We start from the raw sequence: 18,569 nt of genomic DNA, 5'->3' as shown, positions 1-18,569 counted from the left end.
TCATGGGAGCGCTCCCGTAGTTCGGTCAAGCAGGGAACGAATGCGCATGAAAATTCCTCCGATCCGGCCACCCCCTGGGGTGGAGGGTCGGAAATATCCCGATATAGGACGGTCGACCGAAATCCTCTGCCCATTCGGGAGAAACGACGGATCCCTAGTTCTCCACACGCCCAAGAAAGGGGAAAAGTGAGAAGAAACACAAGAATGAAGCGTCTCATCGGAGTGACGCTCGCAAGCGTCGTCGCATTCGCATTTCCGATGACAGCCGACGCCACGGCGGCAGCCTCCCCGGAAGTCCCGCAGAAGGCACCGAGCCAGACGCAGCTGCAGCAGCTCGACAGGGTCGCCACCGCGCACTCCGCACTCGGCGTCTTCGGCGAGGCCGGCACGTCCAACCCTCTGCTGGTGCTGCCCTCCGGGACATCTGCCGCCGAGAAGGCACAGGTCAAGGCAGAGATCCCCGCCGGCTTGAAGGTCAGGATCAAAGTCAGCAAGCTCACCAGGAACGAGGTCTCCGGCGTCTTCAAGACCCTCAAGGAGGCCAAGTGGCACAAGGATGCGCGCAAGTACGGCGTCGGCTACACCTACGACGGCGAGAAGGACAAGGTAGTCGTCAACCTTGAGGCTCCCAGGTCTGCGGCGAGTTCCTTGCAGTCACGGTTCCCGGACGCGGTCGAGACGATGCCCGGCCGCTTCACGCCGAACAACAACCGGTTCAACGACTACTCACCCTTCTGGGGCGGAGGTTCGATCAACGGCGGGGGGATGACTTGCACCGCCGGCTTCACCGTCAAGCACCGGGTGGACGGCCAGAAGCAAATGATCACCGCTTCGCACTGCTTCGACTGGAACACGGAGGTCAAGACCCCGGCCGGCAATTCTCTCGGAAATGTCACGCGAATCCACCAGTGGATCGACGCCGAGGCGATAACGGGCAAGAACTACACCGGGCGCATCTTCACCGGCGGCTATGCCTCGAGCGAATCCACCGCCTGGGTCAGCAACTACACCGACTGGATGTACTGGGGCCGCAAGCTCTGCGTCAGCGGGCAGACCACCTTCAACCACTGCGGTCACCCGATCTCGTACTCCACATACGGCTTCTGCTACATGTGGTTCGGTACCTGGCACTGTGTCGACCAGAACGACGCCTTCCTCATGGACCGTGGAGGGACCAACAATCCCTGCTACTGCAACGGAAACTTCACCAAGCCCGGTGACTCGGGTGCGCCCGTCTACGAGCCGGGGGCCTATGGAGACGCCATCATCGCGGGCATTCACCACGGCGCCGTGTGGAACTACAACGGCGCCGACCGCATGATCAACATCAGGGCCGCCACGATCCTCCGATCGATGAACGCCGACATGGTGTACGGCGACGGCTGAGCCTGCGTGTCGGCCACGGGGTGGCCCCGGATCACCGCGGGCCACCGCGCGGCATCATCGCCTCAGCCTCTCGTCCCTGTCCGCAGGACAGCAAGCTCATCAAGGACGACCTCTGGCCCGGGCCTGGTCATGACCAGGCCCGGGCCACCCTCCCTGCGGACACCATCCCCTGTCGCCGAGCGGCCCCACATCCATCCGGTCGCTCCCCAGCCGGTCGCCGACGCGAAGCCTCATCACTCCGTCGACTCTCCTGCCGACCATGACACGGCAGCCGCCCGCAAGGCGCTGCCCCCACGCACCTGGAGTCTCACCATGAAACCCTCCGGCCGCCGAGCCACCACCTCATCGAGCGCACGCACGGACCACGGTTCCGGCCACAGTGGACATGTAGGCTTCCGGATCGGTGGATGGCTCGCCGCCAGCACGCCCTATGTGGCGCCCCTGGCCGCCATCGGCGGGCTGCTGACCGTCCTCGCCTTCGCCATCAGCGGCCCCGACATCACTATGACGATGTCGACGCTCCTGAACGACGGCTCGTGGACGGACCCCGACACCTGGGCCGCGCTGCTGCTGCAGACCGGCGTCAGCGCACTGGCCCTCTTCGCACCGCTCGTCGCCGGGTACGTCGCCTACGGCATGGCCGGACTGCCGGCGCTGGCCCCCGGTGTCATCGGCGGCATGGTCGCCATGAACTTCCAGTCCGGCTATCTCGGCGGTCTGGCCGCCGGCGTGACAGCGGGCACGGTCACCCTGCTTCTCCAGCGGATCACCGTGCCCTCCCCACTACGGAACGCCGCCTCCATGGTGCTCTGCCCGTTCCTCTCCACAGTGGTCACCACAGCGGCGGTCTATGTGGTCGCCGGACCGCAGATCGCCTCCCTCGCACAGTGGCTGAACCACGAACTGCCGCCACTGACCTGGGGAAGCAGCGTCGTGTGCGGCATGGTGCTCGGTCTGATGGTCAGCTTCGACCTCAGCGGAACCATCAGCAAAGCGGCCATCGCCTTCGCCGTCACAGGCATCGAGACCGCGCCGAACAGCCTCAACTTCACCCTCATGGCGACGGTGGTGGCGTCCGCCATGGTCCCGCCGCTGGCCCTGTCCCTCGCCACCCTGGTGCGCGGCTCCCTGTTCACTCCGGCCGAGCGGACCTACGGAAAGGGCGCCTGGCTGTTCGGGGCGGCCTTCGTCCCGGAGGGGGCCATCCCGTTCGCTCTGGCCGACCCGTTGCGGGTGATCCCGGCCTCCATGGTGGGCGGCGGCGCCGCCGGCGCCCTGACGATGACCTTCGGCAGCACCCTGACGGTGCCCTACGGCGGCGTCTTCGCCGCAGGGCACCTCGGCGGAGCCTTGCTCTTCCTGGCGGCCGTGGCCGTGGGCGTGCTCGTGACGACAGCCCTCGTGCTCGTCCTCAAGGGTCTGCCACGTACGGCGGCCGGGACAGTCCCCGTCATCCGCGCGAAGGTCGGGGCGGCACGCTGACCACTTCCACCCTCAGCCCGGCCGAGTGCGGTCCGCACTCGGCCGGGCGACGTCGTTCGCGCGGCCCGGAGCCGCTCCCCCACCGACTCAGCCCTTCGCCCCGGGCTCAGCCGGCGGTGGCGTGCGACTGCCAGAACGCGACCGCGTCGTCGAGCCAGCCATCGGCGGGCGTACCGACGCCGAGACCGTATCCATGTCCTCCGGAATCGGTCCTGTGGTACTCCACCGCGATACCGATGGTCCACCTCGCCCACACGGGGCGACACGGCCACGCGCGGTGGGCCGGGGTACGTTCCGCACCCGCGGACCTCCGAGCCGGACCGTTGCCTGGCTGCCGGGCTCAGCGACCAAACCGCAGCCCGCGGCCGACGCGTGATCCGTTTCGTACCGCAGAAGCTGCCCCGTCAGCGCGCCCGGTGCGTCACGTCTGCCCGACAGCCCTTTCAAGCCCGTCGAGGATCAGCCCGAGCCCGAATTCGAACTCGTCGCTGTAGTCATAGCCGGGGCCGAGCACGTGCTCGGCCGTCAACTCGGCCAGGTGCGGATACTGGTCGGTCGGGATCTGCGCCAGGATGCCCTGAGCCAGTTCCGCGGTCTCACCCGGCGTATCGAACGGGAGGCCGCGCTCCTGCAGGGCGAACCCATAGATGTAACTGTCGAGGGCCGAGTACGCGTGCGCTGTGAGCACAACAGAGAAGCCGGCCCTCCGAAGGCACCCGATGACGGCGTCGTGATGCCGCAGCGTCCGGGGGCCGGGCGACGTGCGAGACTCCATCAGGCCGATCGCCCAGCGGTGGCGGGACAGAACCTGGCGAACCGAGATCGCCCGCTGACGCATCGCCGTCTTCCAGTTACCCCCATCGCACGGCAGATCGATCTCACCGAACACCAGGTCGATCATGCCATCAAGGAGGTCCTCCTTGTTGGCCACGTGGGTGTAGAGGGACATCGCCTCGACCTCGACCGCCTCGCCGAGCTTGCGCATGCTGAGCGCCGCGAGCCCGTTCTCGTCCGCCAGGGCGACAGCGGCGCGGAGCACTCTTTCACGGCTGAGTGGGATCCGGGGCGCTCGATGCCGCGCAGTCCGCCGGGTCATCTGAAGTCCTCTCGTCATCGACCTTGACAACCTTACGCCGTACGGATGAACCTTACAACGTAAGGACCTCAAGGGATCTGGAGCGGAGCGATGCGGAGCGAGCGATTCGACAACCCGACACAGCCGGCCGCTGTGGCCGCCGAGGGGAAGACCATGAGATCGATCGTCCAGGACCGGTACGGGCCGGCGCCCGAGGACGTTCTCCGGCTGACGGAGATCAGTACGCCCACGATTGGACGTGCCGAGGTACTGGTGAAGGTGCACGCGGCCAGCGTGGACCGGGGCACATGGCACCTGATGGCCGGCCTTCCCTATCCCGTCCGAATGGCAGGATTCGGACTTCGCAAGCCGAAGAGCTCCAACCCGGGCCGCAACCTCGCCGGGACCATCGAAGCAGTCGGAGCCGACGTGACCGGCGTCAAGCCGGGTGACGAGGTGTTCGGCATGTGCAGCGGCTCGTTCGCCGAGTACGCGCGAGCCCGGACCGACAAGCTCTCGCGCAAGCCGGCGAACCTCTCCTTCGACCAGGCGGCTGCCGTGCCCGTCTCCGGACTCACCGCCCTGCAGGCCGTTCGCGACCATGGACGAGTCCGGGCCGGACAGAACGTGCTGATCGTCGGCGCGTCGGGGGGCGTCGGAACCTTCGCCGTACAAATCGCCAAGGCATACGGAGCCGAAGTAACGGCCGTGTGCAGTACATCGAAGATGGACCTGGTCCACGGCATCGGCGCGGACCAGGTCATCGACTACACCCGAGCGGACTTCGCCGACGGTCAGAACCACTACGACGTCATCCTCGACATCGGAGGCAACCGTCGGCTCTCACATCTCCGCCGCGCCCTCACCCCGAAGGGACGGCTCGTCATAGTCGGAGGCGAGACCGACGGACGGTGGCTCGGCGGCGCTGACCGTCAACTCCGGGCTCAGTTGCTGTCGGCGTTCATCGATCAGAAGCTCGGCACCTTCATCACATCGGAGAACGCCAAGGACCTGACGGCCATCCGCGAGCTCATCGAGTCCAGCAAGGTCGCCCCCGCCATCGACCGGACCTACCCGCTCGGCAAGGTCGGCGAAGCCATCCGCCACATGCTGGACGGACGGACCCGCGGCAAGCTCGTGATCACTATCTGACCGGACACCTGAACGACGGCGCCGACCAGCGCCCCCGGAGTCCCCCGAAAGGCTCCCGGAGCCGACTGCCTAGGCTGCGGGCGTGAACTACAGCGAACTTGAGGCGGATGTTCTCCGACTGATCGTCGGAGCCACGGAGGGTCACGCTCGTGCCTTCGGGGAGGAGACGGTCACTCGTCTCATGCGGCCGGAACTCTCGTCGGCGCGCCGATGACGAACTCACCGAAGACTCCCGGGTGGCACGCACCACCGCTTGTTCGAACATCCTGACGATCAGCGCCGCCGAGCTGCGGGACAAACTTGCGACGATCTATGACGCCATCCTGATTGATGACGGTCTGGACACCGGAGTCCTCACCGTCATCAGCGCGTTGGCGCGATGGAAGAGCTATCTGGAGCAGAACCGGCGCGGCGAGCTCTACGAACTCGCCATCCGTTCCATCGAGGACGTCGACCACCAGGTGTCCACCGATCTCGACGACTTCCTCGCCGCACCGGAGATGGCCTCCGAGTACGAGCGCGTCCGTCGGCTGCTGGACCCCGGCGCGCGGCAGACGCCGGACTCGGCGCACGCGGTCCGGGATTCCAACACGTGATCTTCCTCATCCGCATCGAGCCGTAGCGCTCTCCGCCTCGCTCGTCGGCACCTGGCGGCCGTAGGCGCCACACGCGCGGGTCGAGAACACCGCCGATGTCCGCCGCAAATCGGCCCCTCGCAAGGGCCGTCGGCCAACGAGCTGCTCCGGCGGCGCCCACGTCAGGTGGAGGGGCGTATGTCACCGGGCACAGACCGGCCTGCCGGACCCGCGCCTGCTCTGCCCAGTGAGCCGGGAGAACGTTCGTCGGGCCGGGCCACTCGCGTGGGCGGCGTGCTTCTTGGGTGGCGAGTTCTCAGCCGGCCGTGGAGTGTGACCGCCAGAACGCGACCGCGTGGCTGAGCCAGCCGTCGGCAGGCGTACCGACGCCGAGACCGTATCCATGTCCTCCAGAGTCGGTCCTGCGGTACTCCACGGCGACGCCGACAGCACGCAGGTCCTCGACAAGGCGATCGACCGCGGGCACCGAGATCACCTCGTCGTCCGCGGCGACGGTGACGAAGTACGGCGGGAAGGATGCCGAGTACGGTCCGAACGGGGTACCCGGATATGCGGTGATGATGGCGGCGGGAGGGTGGAACCCGTGCGCCCGTGCGCCCAGCGGTCCGTCGGTGCCCCAGCTCGACACGAGCCGTCCCCCGGCCGAACTGCCCCAGACCGAGTAGTCGTCCAGGCTGAGACCCCATGCGTCGGCGTGTTCGGCGAGCAGGATCATGGCCCGGGCCATGTCCTCGTTCGCGCGTGCCAACGGCACTGAGACAGCGTCGTTGGCTTCCTTGCCGACGCGGTACTTGAGGGCGGCGACGTTGTATCCGAGCGCGTGCAGGGCCCTGGCATGGGGGAAGGCTTCCTGGATGGAGGCGACGGAGGTGAATCCGCCGCCGGCGGCGACGAACGCGAGCGGTTCGCCCTGGACACCGGGGACGAAGAACAGACCTGCCGCCGCCTTGTCCGGTTCGGCGGCGATCTCGTCCCCGCTGTAGAGGGGGTGGAAGATGGTCCTGCCCTGGTTGACCTGGTCGATGAGGAAGTTGAGACCGTCGACCATGGTCTGCGGATCCCAGGCGCCCAGGTGTGGTGCAAGTGCCTCGATGGTGAGCGGGCGGGTGATCTCGGCGTACTCGCCGGACTCCCAGGGCACCATGTAGTCGCCGAAGCCCGCGAACGCCGGGTGGTTGACGATGTCCGCGAAGGTCGAGTCGGTCGACAGGTGCGCGAACGAGCGGGCGCTTCCGGTGGCGAGTGCGACGTCAGGGTTGGTCATTGAGATCCTCCAGGTCGTGGACGCGTCATGCACGCGACGGGCTCATGCGATGTGCGGGGGGGGTCAGAGGTCGTGAGACCCGGCGAACACGGGCCGAGCCGCGGGGGCCATGCCTCGTGAAGAGCCCTTCGTCTGGGCAACGGCTGGCTGCGGCATGCCGACACACCCCGTCACGGGCTCCGTGAACAAGCTCTCGGCTGTCCGCCGTTCGCGATGCCTCGCAGCGGGCGACCGTTCTGCGGCACTCGGCCGGCCGCGCTGTCGGCGGCGGCACCAGGTGTGGATGGCACCGCGGTGTCCTTCGAACGCCGGTCGCGGGGGAACCCGAAGTGCCTCGGCTCGCGATCTCAGGCCGGGCGAGCCGCCCTCACAGAACTTCTTCGAGGCTCGCCGGACCGCCCAGCAGAGCCGGCCCGTCGACGAAGCGGCCGTCGGCGACACGCCGCACGAATGCGACGGTACGGTCCACCGCCTCGGTCGCCTCGGGCAGGAACCCCGTCCCCGCCTGCCACACGTGGAACATCTTCGGCCACACCTGCAGTTCGACCTCCACACCCTCCCGTGCCGCGCGGTCGGCCACCGTCAGCGAGTCGTCGAGGAGGCGCTCGGCGCCGGAGACCTGGAGGAACAACGGCGGCAGACCAGTCATGTCGGCGAGGACGGGACTGACCAGGGGGTCGTCAGCGGAGTGCCCGGCCAGGTAGTCGTCGTGCATGGCCTGGCCGAGCCCGTCCGGCAGCAGCGGGTCGGAGTCCGCGTTGTCGGCCCAGCTCCCCTGGGAGAACCGTTCTTTTCGCAGGTCGAAAACGCCGCCGTAGAGCACTCCGGCGAGGATGCCGGGGTGGTTCTCCGACGAGCGGCTCAGCAGAACCTCGAGCGCGAGGTTGGCGCCCGCGGACTCCCCGGCCACCACAACCCTCGGCGCCAGCGAAGCGGCATGGTCGAACGCGGCCAGGCAGTCGTCGAGTCCCGCCGGGAAGGGGTCCTCGGGAGCCAGCCGGTACTCGGGCAGCAGCACCCGCGCCTTGGTCCCCAATGCCAGGTGCGCCGCGAGCCCGCGTGATCCCCGGGCCAGCCCTGAGCGGAACCCGCCGCCGTGGATAAAGAGGATCACCAGGTCGTCGCGGGCACCGTCCGGAGTCATCAGGTACGAGCCCGCCCGGAGCACCTCGGCGGACTCTTCGACAACGCCCGGCACCGGGCGGTACATGTCCGCGAGGCCGGCTGCCTGCTCGCGTTCCGCCGCGAGATCCATGGGCCCACGCTGGGCCGCGGACTGGTAGAACCAGCCCTTCATCAGGGCATAGGTGGCACTGGGCATGGCGGACGGCTCCTTGTCGGCACCCCGTGCGGGGGATCCCTGTCGCCACATCGGTGGTGACGTCGTACAGAAGGGATCGTACCCTTGAATCCCGAATAGGAGTAGGTTTTCATTGCCGGGGCACGCCGGAACACTCCGGTCGCAAGGTCGACCGAAGGGCGCACGGCCACAAGGGGCCACTTTCACCACAGCAATGAATCGATTCAACATTTCACAAATCCACCGGTCCCGTTCCGGGGGCCGTGTCGCATCCCGAGGTTTACATGCCTGACATCTCTGCAGTGAAGGCCGCACTCACCGGCCAGCGGATCGAGACGCCGTCCTGGGGGTACGGCAACTCCGGCACCCGCTTCAAGGTCTTCGCCCAGACCGGCGTCCCCAGGACGCCCTACGAGAAACTGGACGACGCCTCGCGGGTCCACGCGTTCACGGGAGTGGCGCCCAAGGTGTCACTGCACATCCCCTGGGACAAGGTCGACGACTACGGCGCGCTGGCCAAGTACGCGCAGGAGCGGGGCCTGGAGTTGGGCGCGATCAACTCGAACACCTTCCAGGACGACGACTACAAGCTGGGCAGCGTCTGCCACCCGGACTCGAAAGTACGACGGAAAGCCGTTGACCACCTGCTGGAGTGTGTCGACATCATGGACGCGACCGGCTCGACCGACCTCAAGCTGTGGTTCGCCGACGGCACCAACTACCCGGGCCAGGACGACATCGTGGCCCGGCAGGACCGGCTGGCCGAGGCGCTGGCGGCGGTGTACGAGCGGCTGGGGGACGAGCAGCGGATGCTGCTTGAGTACAAGTTCTTCGAACCCGCTTTCTACAGCACGGATGTCCCGGACTGGGGCACGGCGTACGCGCACTGCCTCAAGCTCGGGCCGAAGGCGCAGGTCGTGGTCGACACCGGGCACCACGCACCGGGGACCAACATCGAGTTCATCGTCGCCACCTTGCTGCGCGAGGGCAAGCTGGGCGGGTTCGACTTCAACTCACGCTTCTACGCCGACGACGACCTGATGGTCGGCTCCGCGGACCCGTTCCAGCTGTTCCGCATCCTGTACGAGGTCTCTCGGAACGGCGGCTTCGAGACCCGGCCGAACGTGGCGTTCATGCTCGACCAGTGCCACAACATCGAGGCGAAGATCCCTGCGGTGATCCGGTCGGTCATGAACGTCCAGGAGGCCACGGCCAAGGCCCTGCTGGTCGACCGGGAGGCGCTGCGCGCCGCGCAACAGGCCGGTGACGTGCTGGAAGCGAACGCGGTACTGATGGACGCCTACAACACCGACGTACGACCGCTCCTCGCCGAAATCCGCGAGGACGCCGGCCTCGACCCCGACCCCGTCGCCGCCTACCGGGCCTCGGGGTGGCAGGAGCGGATCGCCACCGAACGTGTCGGCGGTACCCAGGCCGGCTGGGGCGCCTGACTCTCCCGCCCCCGCACACCCGCAACGTTCCCCTATACAAGGAAGACACCCGCTCATGGCTACCCATCCCGAAGCCGCTGCTCTGCTCGCTCGGTCTCGTCGGCTTGGTGCTGACCCCCGTAATACGAACTACGCGGGTGGCAATACGTCCGCCAAGGGGACCGACATCGACCCCGTCACCGGGGGTGATGTCGAGTTGATGTGGGTCAAGGGGTCCGGGGGTGATCTGGGGACTCTGACCGAGGGTGGGCTGGCCGTGCTGCGGCTCGACCGGTTGCGCGCGCTCAAGGGTGTGTATCCGGGGGTGGAGCGCGAGGACGAGATGGTTGCCGCGTTCGACTACTGCCTGCACGGCAAGGGTGGGGCGGCGCCTTCGATCGACACCGCCATGCACGGGCTGGTCGACGCCGCGCACGTGGATCATCTGCACCCCGACTCCGGGATCGCGCTGGCCTGTGCCGCCGACGGGGAGAAGCTGACCGCCGAGTGCTTCGGGGACAGCGTGGTGTGGGTGCCGTGGCGGCGGCCCGGATTCCAGCTCGGGCTGGACATCGCCGCCGTGAAGGCCGCGAACCCGCAGGCCGTCGGCTGCATCCTCGGCGGACACGGCATCACCGCCTGGGGCGACACCGCCGAGGAGTGCGAACGCAACTCGCTGCACATCATCCGTACCGCCGAGGCGTTCCTCGCCGAGCGGGGAAAGGCCGAGCCGTTCGGGCCGGTCGTCGAGGGGTACGCCGCCCTCGCGCCCGAGGAGCGGCGTGAGCGCGCCGCCGCGCTCGCCCCTTACGTTCGCGCCATCGCCTCACAGGACAAGCCTCAGGTCGGGCACTTCACCGACGCGGACGTCGTGCTCGACTTCGTGGCGCGTGCCGAGCACCCCCGGCTCGCCGCGCTCGGTACCTCCTGCCCCGACCACTTCCTGCGCACCAAGGTCCGGCCGCTCGTCCTCGACCTCCCGGCGTCCGCTCCCCTCGACGAGGCGATCGCGCGACTCAAGGAGCTGCACGCCGAGTACCGCGAGGAGTACGCCGCCTACTACGGGCGCAACGCCCTGCCCGACTCCCCCGCGATGCGCGGCGCCGACCCGGCGATCGTGCTGATCCCGGGCGTCGGCATGTTCAGCTTCGGCAAGGACAAGCAGACCGCGCGTGTCGCGGGCGAGTTCTACGTCAACGCGATCAACGTGATGCGCGGGGCCGAGGCGGTCTCGACGTACGCGCCGATCGAGGAGTCCGAGAAGTTCCGGATCGAGTACTGGGCACTGGAGGAGGCCAAGCTCCAGCGGATGCCCAAGCCGAAGGCGCTGGCCACGCGGGTCGCGCTGGTGACCGGTGCGGGCAGCGGGATCGGGAGGGCCATCGCCGAGCGGCTGGTCGCCGAGGGTGCCTGTGTCGTCGTCGCCGATCTCAACGCGGAGAACGCCTCGGCTGTGGCGGAGGAGCTCGGTGGGCCGGACAAGGCCGTCGCCGTCACCGTGGATGTGACCAGCGAGGAGCAGATCGCCGAGGCGTTCAAGGCCGCCGTGCTCGCCTTCGGTGGAGTCGACCTCGTCGTCAACAACGCCGGGATCTCCATCTCCAAGCCGCTCCTCGAGACCTCCGCGCGCGACTGGGACCTCCAGCACGACATCATGGCGCGCGGTTCGTTCCTCGTCTCGCGTGAGGCGGCCCGGGTGATGATCGCCCAGGAGCTGGGCGGTGACGTCATCTACATCGCGTCCAAGAACGCCGTCTTCGCCGGGCCGAACAACATCGCCTACTCCGCCACCAAGGCCGACCAGGCACACCAGGTGCGGCTGCTCGCCGCCGAGCTGGGCGAGCACGGCATCCGGGTCAACGGCGTCAACCCCGACGGGGTCGTGCGCGGGTCCGGCATCTTCGCCGGCGGGTGGGGTGCCCAGCGTGCCGCCACCTACGGCATCGAGGAGGAGAAGCTCGGCGAGTTCTACGCCCAGCGGACCATCCTCAAGCGCGAGGTGCTGCCCGAGCACGTCGCCAACGCCGTGTTCGCGCTGACCGGCGGCGAGCTGACGCACACCACGGGACTGCACGTCCCGGTCGACGCCGGCGTCGCCGCCGCCTTCCTGCGATGACGACCGCAGCTCCGCGAGCCAGTCGGCCGGGGATCGCCGTGTCAGCGCGGCGGTCCCCGGTTCGAGGTTCACGTCCGGCGTCAGAGTCTCCTCGCCCAGCGCCTCTACCCCACCTCGCCCTCTCCGTACTCCTCAACCAGCCGCGCCCACCGCGGAGGTACACCACATGAGCACCATCCCGCCGTCCTCCGCCTTCCCCTCCGCGTTCGCGGCTGTCGATCTCGGGGCGACCAGCGGGCGAGTCATCCTCGGCCGGGTCGGCCCGGACAACCTCGACCTGACCGAGACCCACCGGTTCGCCAACACCCCCGTCCAACTGCCCGACGGGCTGCGCTGGGATGTCCTCGCCCTGTTCCAGGGCATCCTCGACGGGCTGCGCGAGGCTGCCCGCGCCGGAGGTGTCGGCTCCGTCGGTGTGGACACCTGGGCCGTGGACTACGGGCTCCTCGACTCCTTCGGTTCACCGGTTGGTCACCCCTACCACTACCGCGACAGCCGCACCGAGGGGGTCGCCGACCGCGTCTGGTCCAAGGTCGGGCCCACAGATCTGTACGAGATCACCGGCGTGCAGCATCTGCCCTTCAACACCGTCTTCCAGCTCGCCTCCGAAACGGGGAGCGCGCGGTTCGCCTCGGCCCGCACGCTGTTGCTCATGCCGGACCTGTTGGTCCACTGGCTGACGGGATCCATCGGCGCCGAGGAGACCAACGCCTCCACGACCGGGCTCTTCGACGCCCGAACCGGAACCTGGTCCAAGGACCTGCTCGACCGTCTCTCCATCGATCCCGGTCTGCTGCCGCCGCTGCGCGCCCCTGGCGACCCGGCCGGCGTCATCCTGCCGCACGTCGCCGCCTACACCGGGCTGGCGACGGACACACCCGTCACCACCGTCGCCTCCCACGACACAGCGTCCGCGGTCGTCGCCGTACCGGCCACGGAGCCCCACTTCGCCTACATCTCGTGCGGCACCTGGTCGCTGGCCGGGCTCGAACTGGACAGCCCGGTCCTGACCGAGGCATCCCGGGCCGCAAACTTCACCAACGAGCGCGGAGTCGACGGCACCATCCGCTATCTCCGCAACATCATGGGGATGTGGCTGCTGGAGGAGTGCCGCCGCACCTGGACCCGGCAGGGCCTTCCCTCGCACATCCCCAGCCTGCTCGCCGACGCGGCCCGTGCCGAGCCGTTCACCGCGGTCGTCGATCCGGACTCCCCCGAGTTCCTCTCTCCCGGCGACATGCCCGAACGCATCCAGGAACACTGCCGTCGCACGGGCCAACCTGTCCCCGACAGCCGGGGGGCCATGGTCCGCTGCATCCTGGAGAGCCTGGCCCTGGCCCACCGCCGCACACTCCGTCAGGCCGCCGAGCTCGCCGACCGTGACATCACCCATGTCCACCTCGTGGGCGGTGCCTCCCGCAACGACCTGCTCTGTCAGCTCACCTCCGACGCCACCGGCCTTCCCGTGATCGCCGGCCCGACCGAGGCCACCGCTCTGGGTAACATCCTCGTGCAGGCCAGGGCCGCCGGCCTGATCGGTGACCTGCCCGCGATGCGCCGACTCGTCGCCGACACCCAGCACCTGCGGCGGTACGCCCCTCGGGGCGACACGGCCGTCTGGGACGCCACCGAGGCCAGGCTCACGCCCACCGGAAAGGACTCGTGATGCGCGTCGCGCTCTTCGCCACCTGTGTCAACGACGCCGTCTACCCGTCCACCGCCATCGCCACCGTCAAGCTGCTCGAACGTCTTGGCGTGGAGGTGGATTTCCCCTCCACACAGACCTGCTGCGGTCAGCCGCAGTTCAACACCGGCTACCGCCGGGAGACCGAACCGCTGGTCCGCCGCATGGTCCGCGCCTTCGAGGGTTACGACCACGTGGTCACCCCGTCGGGGTCCTGCGCCGCGATGGTGCGGGACAACTACCCGCGCATCGGCGCCAGGGCGGCCGGGGAAGGACGCGGTGGAGAACTCGCCGACGGTGCCGCGTCACTCGTGCCGCGGACATACGAACTGACCGAGTTCCTGGTGGACGTGCTGGGCGTGACCGATGTCGGAGCCTACTTCCCGCACACGGTCACCTACCACCCGTCCTGCCACGGCCTGCGCATCCTGGGGTTGGGCGACCGGCCGCGCAGGCTGCTCCAGGCCGTCAAGGGGCTGGAGCTGCGCGAGCTGCCCGGGTCCGACGAGTGCTGTGGCTTCGGCGGTACGTTCGCGCTGAAGAACTCCGATGTATCGGCGGCGATGGGCGCCGACAAGGTGCGCAACGCCGAGTCGACGGGCGCGGAGGTGCTGTGCGCCGCCGACAACTCGTGTCTCATGCACATCGGCGGCACCATGACCCGGCTGAGCACCGGCATGCGGCCGGTGCACATCGCGGAGATCCTGGCGAGCACGGAAAAGGAGCTGCTGGCATGAGCGGCGGGACGTTCGTCGGGATGCCGGCCTTCCCCAAGGCGGCCCACGAGGCCGTCAACAACCAGACCCTGCGCGGAAACCTGCGCCACGCCACGCACACCATCCGCGCCAAGCGGGCCAAGGCGGTCGCCGAGGTGTCCGACTGGGCCGAGCTGCGGGAGGCCGGCAAGCGGATCAAGGACCATACGCTGCGTCATCTCGACCGCTATCTCGTGCAGTTGGAGGAGTCGGTCACGGCGGCGGGCGGGACCGTGCACTGGGCGGCCGACGCCGAGGAGGCCAACCGGATCGTGGCCGATCTGGTGAAGGAGACCGGCGAGTCCGAGGTCGTCAAGGTCAAGTCCATGGCCACCCAGGAGATCGGGCTGAACGAGGCCCTTCTCGAAGAGGGCATCCGCGCCTACGAGACCGATCTCGCCGAGCTGATCGTGCAGTTGGGCAAGGACCGGCCCTCGCACATCCTCGTCCCGGCCATCCACCGCAACCGGGGCGAGATCCGGGACATCTTCGCGAGGGAGATGGGCGAGTGGGGGCGCGCGGCACCCGAGGGGCTCACCGACACGCCCGCCGAGCTGGCGGAGGCGGCCCGGCTGCATCTGCGGGAGAAGTTCCTGCGGGCCAAGGTGGGCATCTCCGGCGCCAACTTCATGGTCGCCGAGACGGGCACCCTGGTGGTCGTCGAGTCCGAGGGCAACGGGCGGATGTGCCTGACCCTGCCCGAGACCCTGATCTCCGTCGTGGGCATCGAGAAGATCGTGCCGACCTGGCGGGACCTGGAGGTCTTCCTCCAGACCCTGCCCCGCTCCTCGACCGCCGAGCGCATGAACCCGTACACCTCGACCTGGACCGGCACGACGGACGAGGACGGTCCGCACCACTTCCATCTGGTGCTGCTGGACAACGGCCGCACCGACACCCTCGCCGACGAGGTCGGCCGCCAGGCCCTGCGCTGCATCCGCTGCTCGGCCTGTCTGAACGTCTGCCCGGTCTACGAGCGGGCCGGCGGGCACGCCTACGGCTCCGTCTACCCCGGCCCGATCGGCGCCATCCTCAGTCCCCAACTGCGGGGCACACAGAGCGAGATCGACGCCTCGCTGCCGTACGCCTCCTCGCTGTGCGGTGCCTGCTACGAGGTCTGCCCGGTCGCCATCGACATCCCCGAGGTGCTGGTGCACCTGCGCGAGCGCGTCGCAGATCAGGGCGGGGGCGGACACCGGCTGGAGAAGGCCGCGATCAAGGCCGCAGGTTGGATCCTCGACCGTCCGGCCGTGCTCGCGGCCGGTGAGCGGCTCGCGTCCAGGACCCGCGGAGTGCACCCCAACCGGCTTCCGGGCCCGGGCGCCCGTCAGTGGACCGAGAGCCGCGATCTGCCGAAGATGCCTGCCGAACCGTTCCGCGACTGGTGGAGGAAGAACCGCTCATGACCACCTCCCGTGACCGAGTCCTGGCTCGGGTACGACGCGCGCTCGCCGACGCGCCCGATGTCCCCGAGGTATCCCGCGACTACCTCGTCAGCCATACTCCGGACGCGCCCGCCGCGATCCTCGACCTCCTGCACGAGAACCTCGCCGACTACCGGGCCGTGGTCCACCGCAGCGCGGAGGACCAACTCCCGGCCCTGATCGGTCGCCTGCTCGCCAAGGACGGGGTCGGCAGCGTCGCCGTCCCACCGGGGCTGCCCGCCGCGTGGCTGACGGACACCGACGCCGAACAGTGTCCCGACGACGGTGCGTTGTCCCCGTACGAACTCGACGGCATCGACGCCGTGGTCACCAGTTGTGCACTGGCCATCGCCGAGACCGGGACCATCGTCCTGGACGGCGGTCCCGGTCAGGGCCGCCGTGCCCTGACCCTCGTCCCCGACCTCCATGTGTGCGTCGTCCGCGCGGCCGACCAGGTCGTGGCGTCCGTGCCCCAGGCACTGCCCCGTCTCGACCCCACCCGCCCGCTGACATGGATCTCCGGACCTTCCGCGACCAGCGACATCGAACTCGACCGGGTCGAAGGCGTACACGGCCCACGAACCCTGCAAGTGATCATCGTGACCGGCTGAGCGGGGCGGCGGCTACGCGTCGCCTCCGCCGGTGCGGACCGTGATGCGCTCCGCACCTGCCTGTCGCGGCAGCGTGGCCGGAGTCGAGCCCCCACCGGTCATCCCGCGGGTCAGTCGCTCCCCCTCGATGTCCACGTCGGGCAGGACGCGGTTCAGGAACCTCGGCAGCCACCACGCCCGGTCGCCGAGAACGGCCATCACCGCCGGTACGAGCGTCATCCGGACGACGAACGCGTCGAGCAGCACCCCGACACCGAGGGCGAATCCCATCCCCTTGATGACCTGCATGTCGGCGAGGACGAAGGAGCCGAAGACGGCGATCATGATCAGGGCGGCGGCGGTGACAACCTTGGAGCCGTGCCCGAAGCCCCGGATCATGGCGTCGGTCGCCGGTCGCCCGTGGGCGTACTCCTCACGCATCCGCGAGACGAGGAACACCTCGTAGTCCATCGCCAGGCCGAAGAGGATCCCGACGAGGAGCATCGGCAAGAAGCTCAGGACCGGTCCGGTCTCCTTGATCCCGAGGAGACCGGAGAGCCAGCCCCACTGGAAGACCGCGACCAGCGCGCCCAGGGAGGCACCCAGCGACAGCAGGAAGCCCAGGGCCGCCTTCAGCGGTACCGCAAGCGCGCGGAAGACCACGATCAGCAGGACGAGGGCCAGGCCCATCACCAGCAGGCAGTACACGGGCAGGGCGGCGGAGAGTTTGTCCGCCACGTCGATGTTGACCGCGGTGGTGCCGGTGACGTCGATTGCCGTGTCGGTGCGGTCCTCGACGGCGTCGCGAGCATGCCGGATCTCGGCCAGGACCCGCTGGGTGGCCTCCGTCTCGGGGCCGCTGGACGGGGTGACGCTGATCAGGGCCGCGTCTCCCGACTTCGCGGGCACCACGGGGGACACGGCGGCCACACCCGGCAGCCCCTTCACGGTCGAGGTGACTTCCTCTGCCGCGGACGCCACCGCCTTCTTCCCGCCTTGGACGAGGACGACCAGGGTGCCGCTGTAACCGGGACCGAAGCCGTCGTCGACGAGCTTCTGGGCGCGGGCCGAGGAGGTGTCGGCGTCCTGTGTGCCGCCGAGCCCGAGCCGCAGGTCGGCCGCCGGAACGGCGAGGATTCCCAGGCCGAGCAGGGACACGACGAGGACGGTCCAGCGGCGCCGCGCCAACAGGCCGGCCCAGCGCACACCCGTGGCGGGGCGGTCCTTCCGAAGGGCGGCGCGTTCGGTGGAGCGCCTCAGCACCGGCACCGAACTGGTGGCGATCCTCCGGCCGATCAGGCCGAGCACGGCGGGGAGCAGGGTGACGGCGATCAGTACGGAGAGCACCACGGTTGCCGCGGCGCCGAGGCCCATCACCGTGAGGAACGGGATGTGGACCACGGACAGCGCGGCCAGCGCGATCACGACCGTGGCGCCCGCGAACACGACCGCGCCGCCCGCCGTGGCGGTCGCGAGCCCCGCGGACTCCTCGGGATCCATGCCGCCCCGGACCTGTGTCTGGTGGCGGGAGACGATGAAGAGGGCGTAGTCGATGCCCACGGCGAGCCCGAGCATCACGGCGAGGATGATCGACGTGCTGTCCATCGTGACGACGCTCGTCAGGGACATCAGGCCCAGGACGCCGACGGCCACACCGACGAGCGCGGTGGCCACCGGGACGACCGCGGCGCGCAGGGAGCGGAAGACGAAGACCAGCACACCGAGGGCGATCAGCACGCCCACCGCTTCCCCGGGCCCCATCACCTCGACCTTGGCCTGGGAGAACGCGTCACCGCCGAGTTCCACGGTCAGCCCGGCCCGGCGGGCCCCCGATGCGGCCATCTCGACGCCCGCCTTGGTGGCCTCGGGCAGGGTGTCGCCCTTCTTGGCGGAGAAGGTCAGCTGGGCGATGCCCGTCCTGCCGTCGGCCGACACCGTTCCCGCCTTCACGTCCGGGGCAGTGGCCGCTGTCACGCCCGGGACGTCGGCGATCCGGTCGACGGTCCGGCGCACGGTCTTCGCGCTGTCCCCAGTGATGACGGCCGCGCCGTGCGGCGTCCGGAACACGATCTTCCCGGTCGTGTGCCGGTCGTCCGTGGGGAACTTGGACCGCACCACGTCGAGTGTGCGCTGGGCCTCGGTGCCCGGAATGGTGGTGGCGGAGGCGAAAGGCCTCATCAGACCGAGCGCGGCCACGACCGCCATGAGAAGGAGGACGGACCATGCGCCGATGACGGACCATTTACGCCGGTAGGCGAAACGGCCCAGGCGGTACAGAAGCGTGGACACGCGAGAACTCCCGGATGCCAGGAACG

General features: G+C 69.0%; 14 protein-coding genes. 10 read left to right on the top strand and 4 right to left on the bottom strand.

The features are described from left to right. Nucleotides 1-204 precede the first annotated feature (204 nt). Both ACIRF9_RS35170 and ACIRF9_RS35165 read left to right on the top strand, forming a co-directional pair. Nucleotides 205-1,386, top strand: a complete 1,182-nt coding sequence (locus tag ACIRF9_RS35170) for a hypothetical protein (RefSeq protein WP_403830645.1) — start codon at nt 205-207, stop codon at nt 1,384-1,386. Between the two features lie 312 nt (nt 1,387-1,698). Next, nucleotides 1,699-2,868 (top strand): PTS fructose transporter subunit IIC, encoded by a 1,170-nt coding sequence (locus ACIRF9_RS35165; protein ID WP_403830643.1) that lies wholly within the window; start codon nt 1,699-1,701, stop codon nt 2,866-2,868. 421 nt (nt 2,869-3,289) lie between these two features. Here ACIRF9_RS35165 and ACIRF9_RS35160 read toward each other — a convergent pair whose 3' ends face one another. Continuing rightward, the gene (locus tag ACIRF9_RS35160) at nt 3,290-3,964 is read right to left on the bottom strand and encodes a TetR/AcrR family transcriptional regulator (protein WP_403830640.1); all 675 of its coding nucleotides are present in this window, start codon (nt 3,962-3,964) and stop codon (nt 3,290-3,292) included. Between the two features lie 90 nt (nt 3,965-4,054). On the opposite strand from ACIRF9_RS35160, the gene ACIRF9_RS35155 reads away from it, so the two are divergent. After that, the gene (locus ACIRF9_RS35155; RefSeq protein WP_403830637.1) at nt 4,055-5,095 is read left to right on the top strand and encodes an NAD(P)-dependent alcohol dehydrogenase; all 1,041 of its coding nucleotides are present in this window, start codon (nt 4,055-4,057) and stop codon (nt 5,093-5,095) included. Between the two features lie 236 nt (nt 5,096-5,331). Beyond that, the gene (locus tag ACIRF9_RS35150; protein WP_403830634.1) at nt 5,332-5,691 is read left to right on the top strand and encodes a hypothetical protein; all 360 of its coding nucleotides are present in this window, start codon (nt 5,332-5,334) and stop codon (nt 5,689-5,691) included. 295 nt (nt 5,692-5,986) lie between these two features. Here ACIRF9_RS35150 and ACIRF9_RS35145 read toward each other — a convergent pair whose 3' ends face one another. Together ACIRF9_RS35145 and ACIRF9_RS35140 are read right to left on the bottom strand one after the other, a co-directional pair. Beyond that, nucleotides 5,987-6,955, bottom strand: a complete 969-nt coding sequence (locus ACIRF9_RS35145; protein WP_403830633.1) for an alpha/beta hydrolase — start codon at nt 6,953-6,955, stop codon at nt 5,987-5,989. A 367-nt stretch (nt 6,956-7,322) separates the two neighbouring features. Next, nucleotides 7,323-8,276 (bottom strand): alpha/beta hydrolase, encoded by a 954-nt coding sequence (locus ACIRF9_RS35140; RefSeq protein WP_403830631.1) that lies wholly within the window; start codon nt 8,274-8,276, stop codon nt 7,323-7,325. 263 nt (nt 8,277-8,539) lie between these two features. On the opposite strand from ACIRF9_RS35140, the gene rhaI reads away from it, so the two are divergent. From rhaI to ACIRF9_RS35110, 6 genes are all read left to right on the top strand, one after another. Then, nucleotides 8,540-9,706, top strand: a complete 1,167-nt coding sequence (gene rhaI, locus ACIRF9_RS35135) for an L-rhamnose isomerase (RefSeq protein WP_403830628.1) — start codon at nt 8,540-8,542, stop codon at nt 9,704-9,706. Nucleotides 9,707-9,761: 55 nt separating this feature from the next. Continuing rightward, a complete protein-coding gene (locus tag ACIRF9_RS35130) occupies nt 9,762-11,801 on the top strand; it encodes a bifunctional aldolase/short-chain dehydrogenase (RefSeq protein WP_403830626.1) in 2,040 nt (679 codons plus the stop codon). Nucleotides 11,802-11,967: 166 nt separating this feature from the next. Then, the gene (locus ACIRF9_RS35125) at nt 11,968-13,467 is read left to right on the top strand and encodes a rhamnulokinase family protein (protein ID WP_403830624.1); all 1,500 of its coding nucleotides are present in this window, start codon (nt 11,968-11,970) and stop codon (nt 13,465-13,467) included. Beyond that, complete coding sequence (locus ACIRF9_RS35120) at nt 13,467-14,222, top strand: (Fe-S)-binding protein (protein WP_403830622.1); 756 nt, start codon at nt 13,467-13,469, stop codon at nt 14,220-14,222. The genes ACIRF9_RS35125 and ACIRF9_RS35120 overlap by 1 nt, the downstream gene beginning before the upstream one ends. Further along, entirely contained in the window at nt 14,219-15,646 is a 1,428-nt protein-coding gene (locus ACIRF9_RS35115; RefSeq protein ID WP_403830620.1) for a LutB/LldF family L-lactate oxidation iron-sulfur protein, read from the top strand. Before ACIRF9_RS35120 ends, ACIRF9_RS35115 begins: the two co-directional genes overlap by 4 nt. Continuing rightward, nucleotides 15,643-16,275 carry a lactate utilization protein C gene (locus ACIRF9_RS35110; protein ID WP_403830617.1) on the top strand — a complete coding sequence of 211 codons (633 nt, stop codon included), beginning with the start codon at nt 15,643-15,645 and terminating at the stop codon, nt 16,273-16,275. The genes ACIRF9_RS35115 and ACIRF9_RS35110 overlap by 4 nt, the downstream gene beginning before the upstream one ends. A 12-nt stretch (nt 16,276-16,287) precedes the next feature. On the opposite strand, the gene ACIRF9_RS35105 is transcribed toward ACIRF9_RS35110, so the two are convergent. After that, nucleotides 16,288-18,543, bottom strand: coding sequence for an MMPL family transporter (locus ACIRF9_RS35105; RefSeq protein WP_403830614.1), 2,256 nt, complete (start codon nt 18,541-18,543; stop codon nt 16,288-16,290). Between the last annotated feature and the right edge of the window lie 26 nt (nt 18,544-18,569).

Origin of the sequence: Streptomyces sp. NPDC096132, assembly GCF_044763345.1 — a bacterium.
Lineage (GTDB): Bacteria > Actinomycetota > Actinomycetes > Streptomycetales > Streptomycetaceae > Streptomyces.
This window is presented reverse-complemented; position numbering and strand designations above follow the sequence as displayed.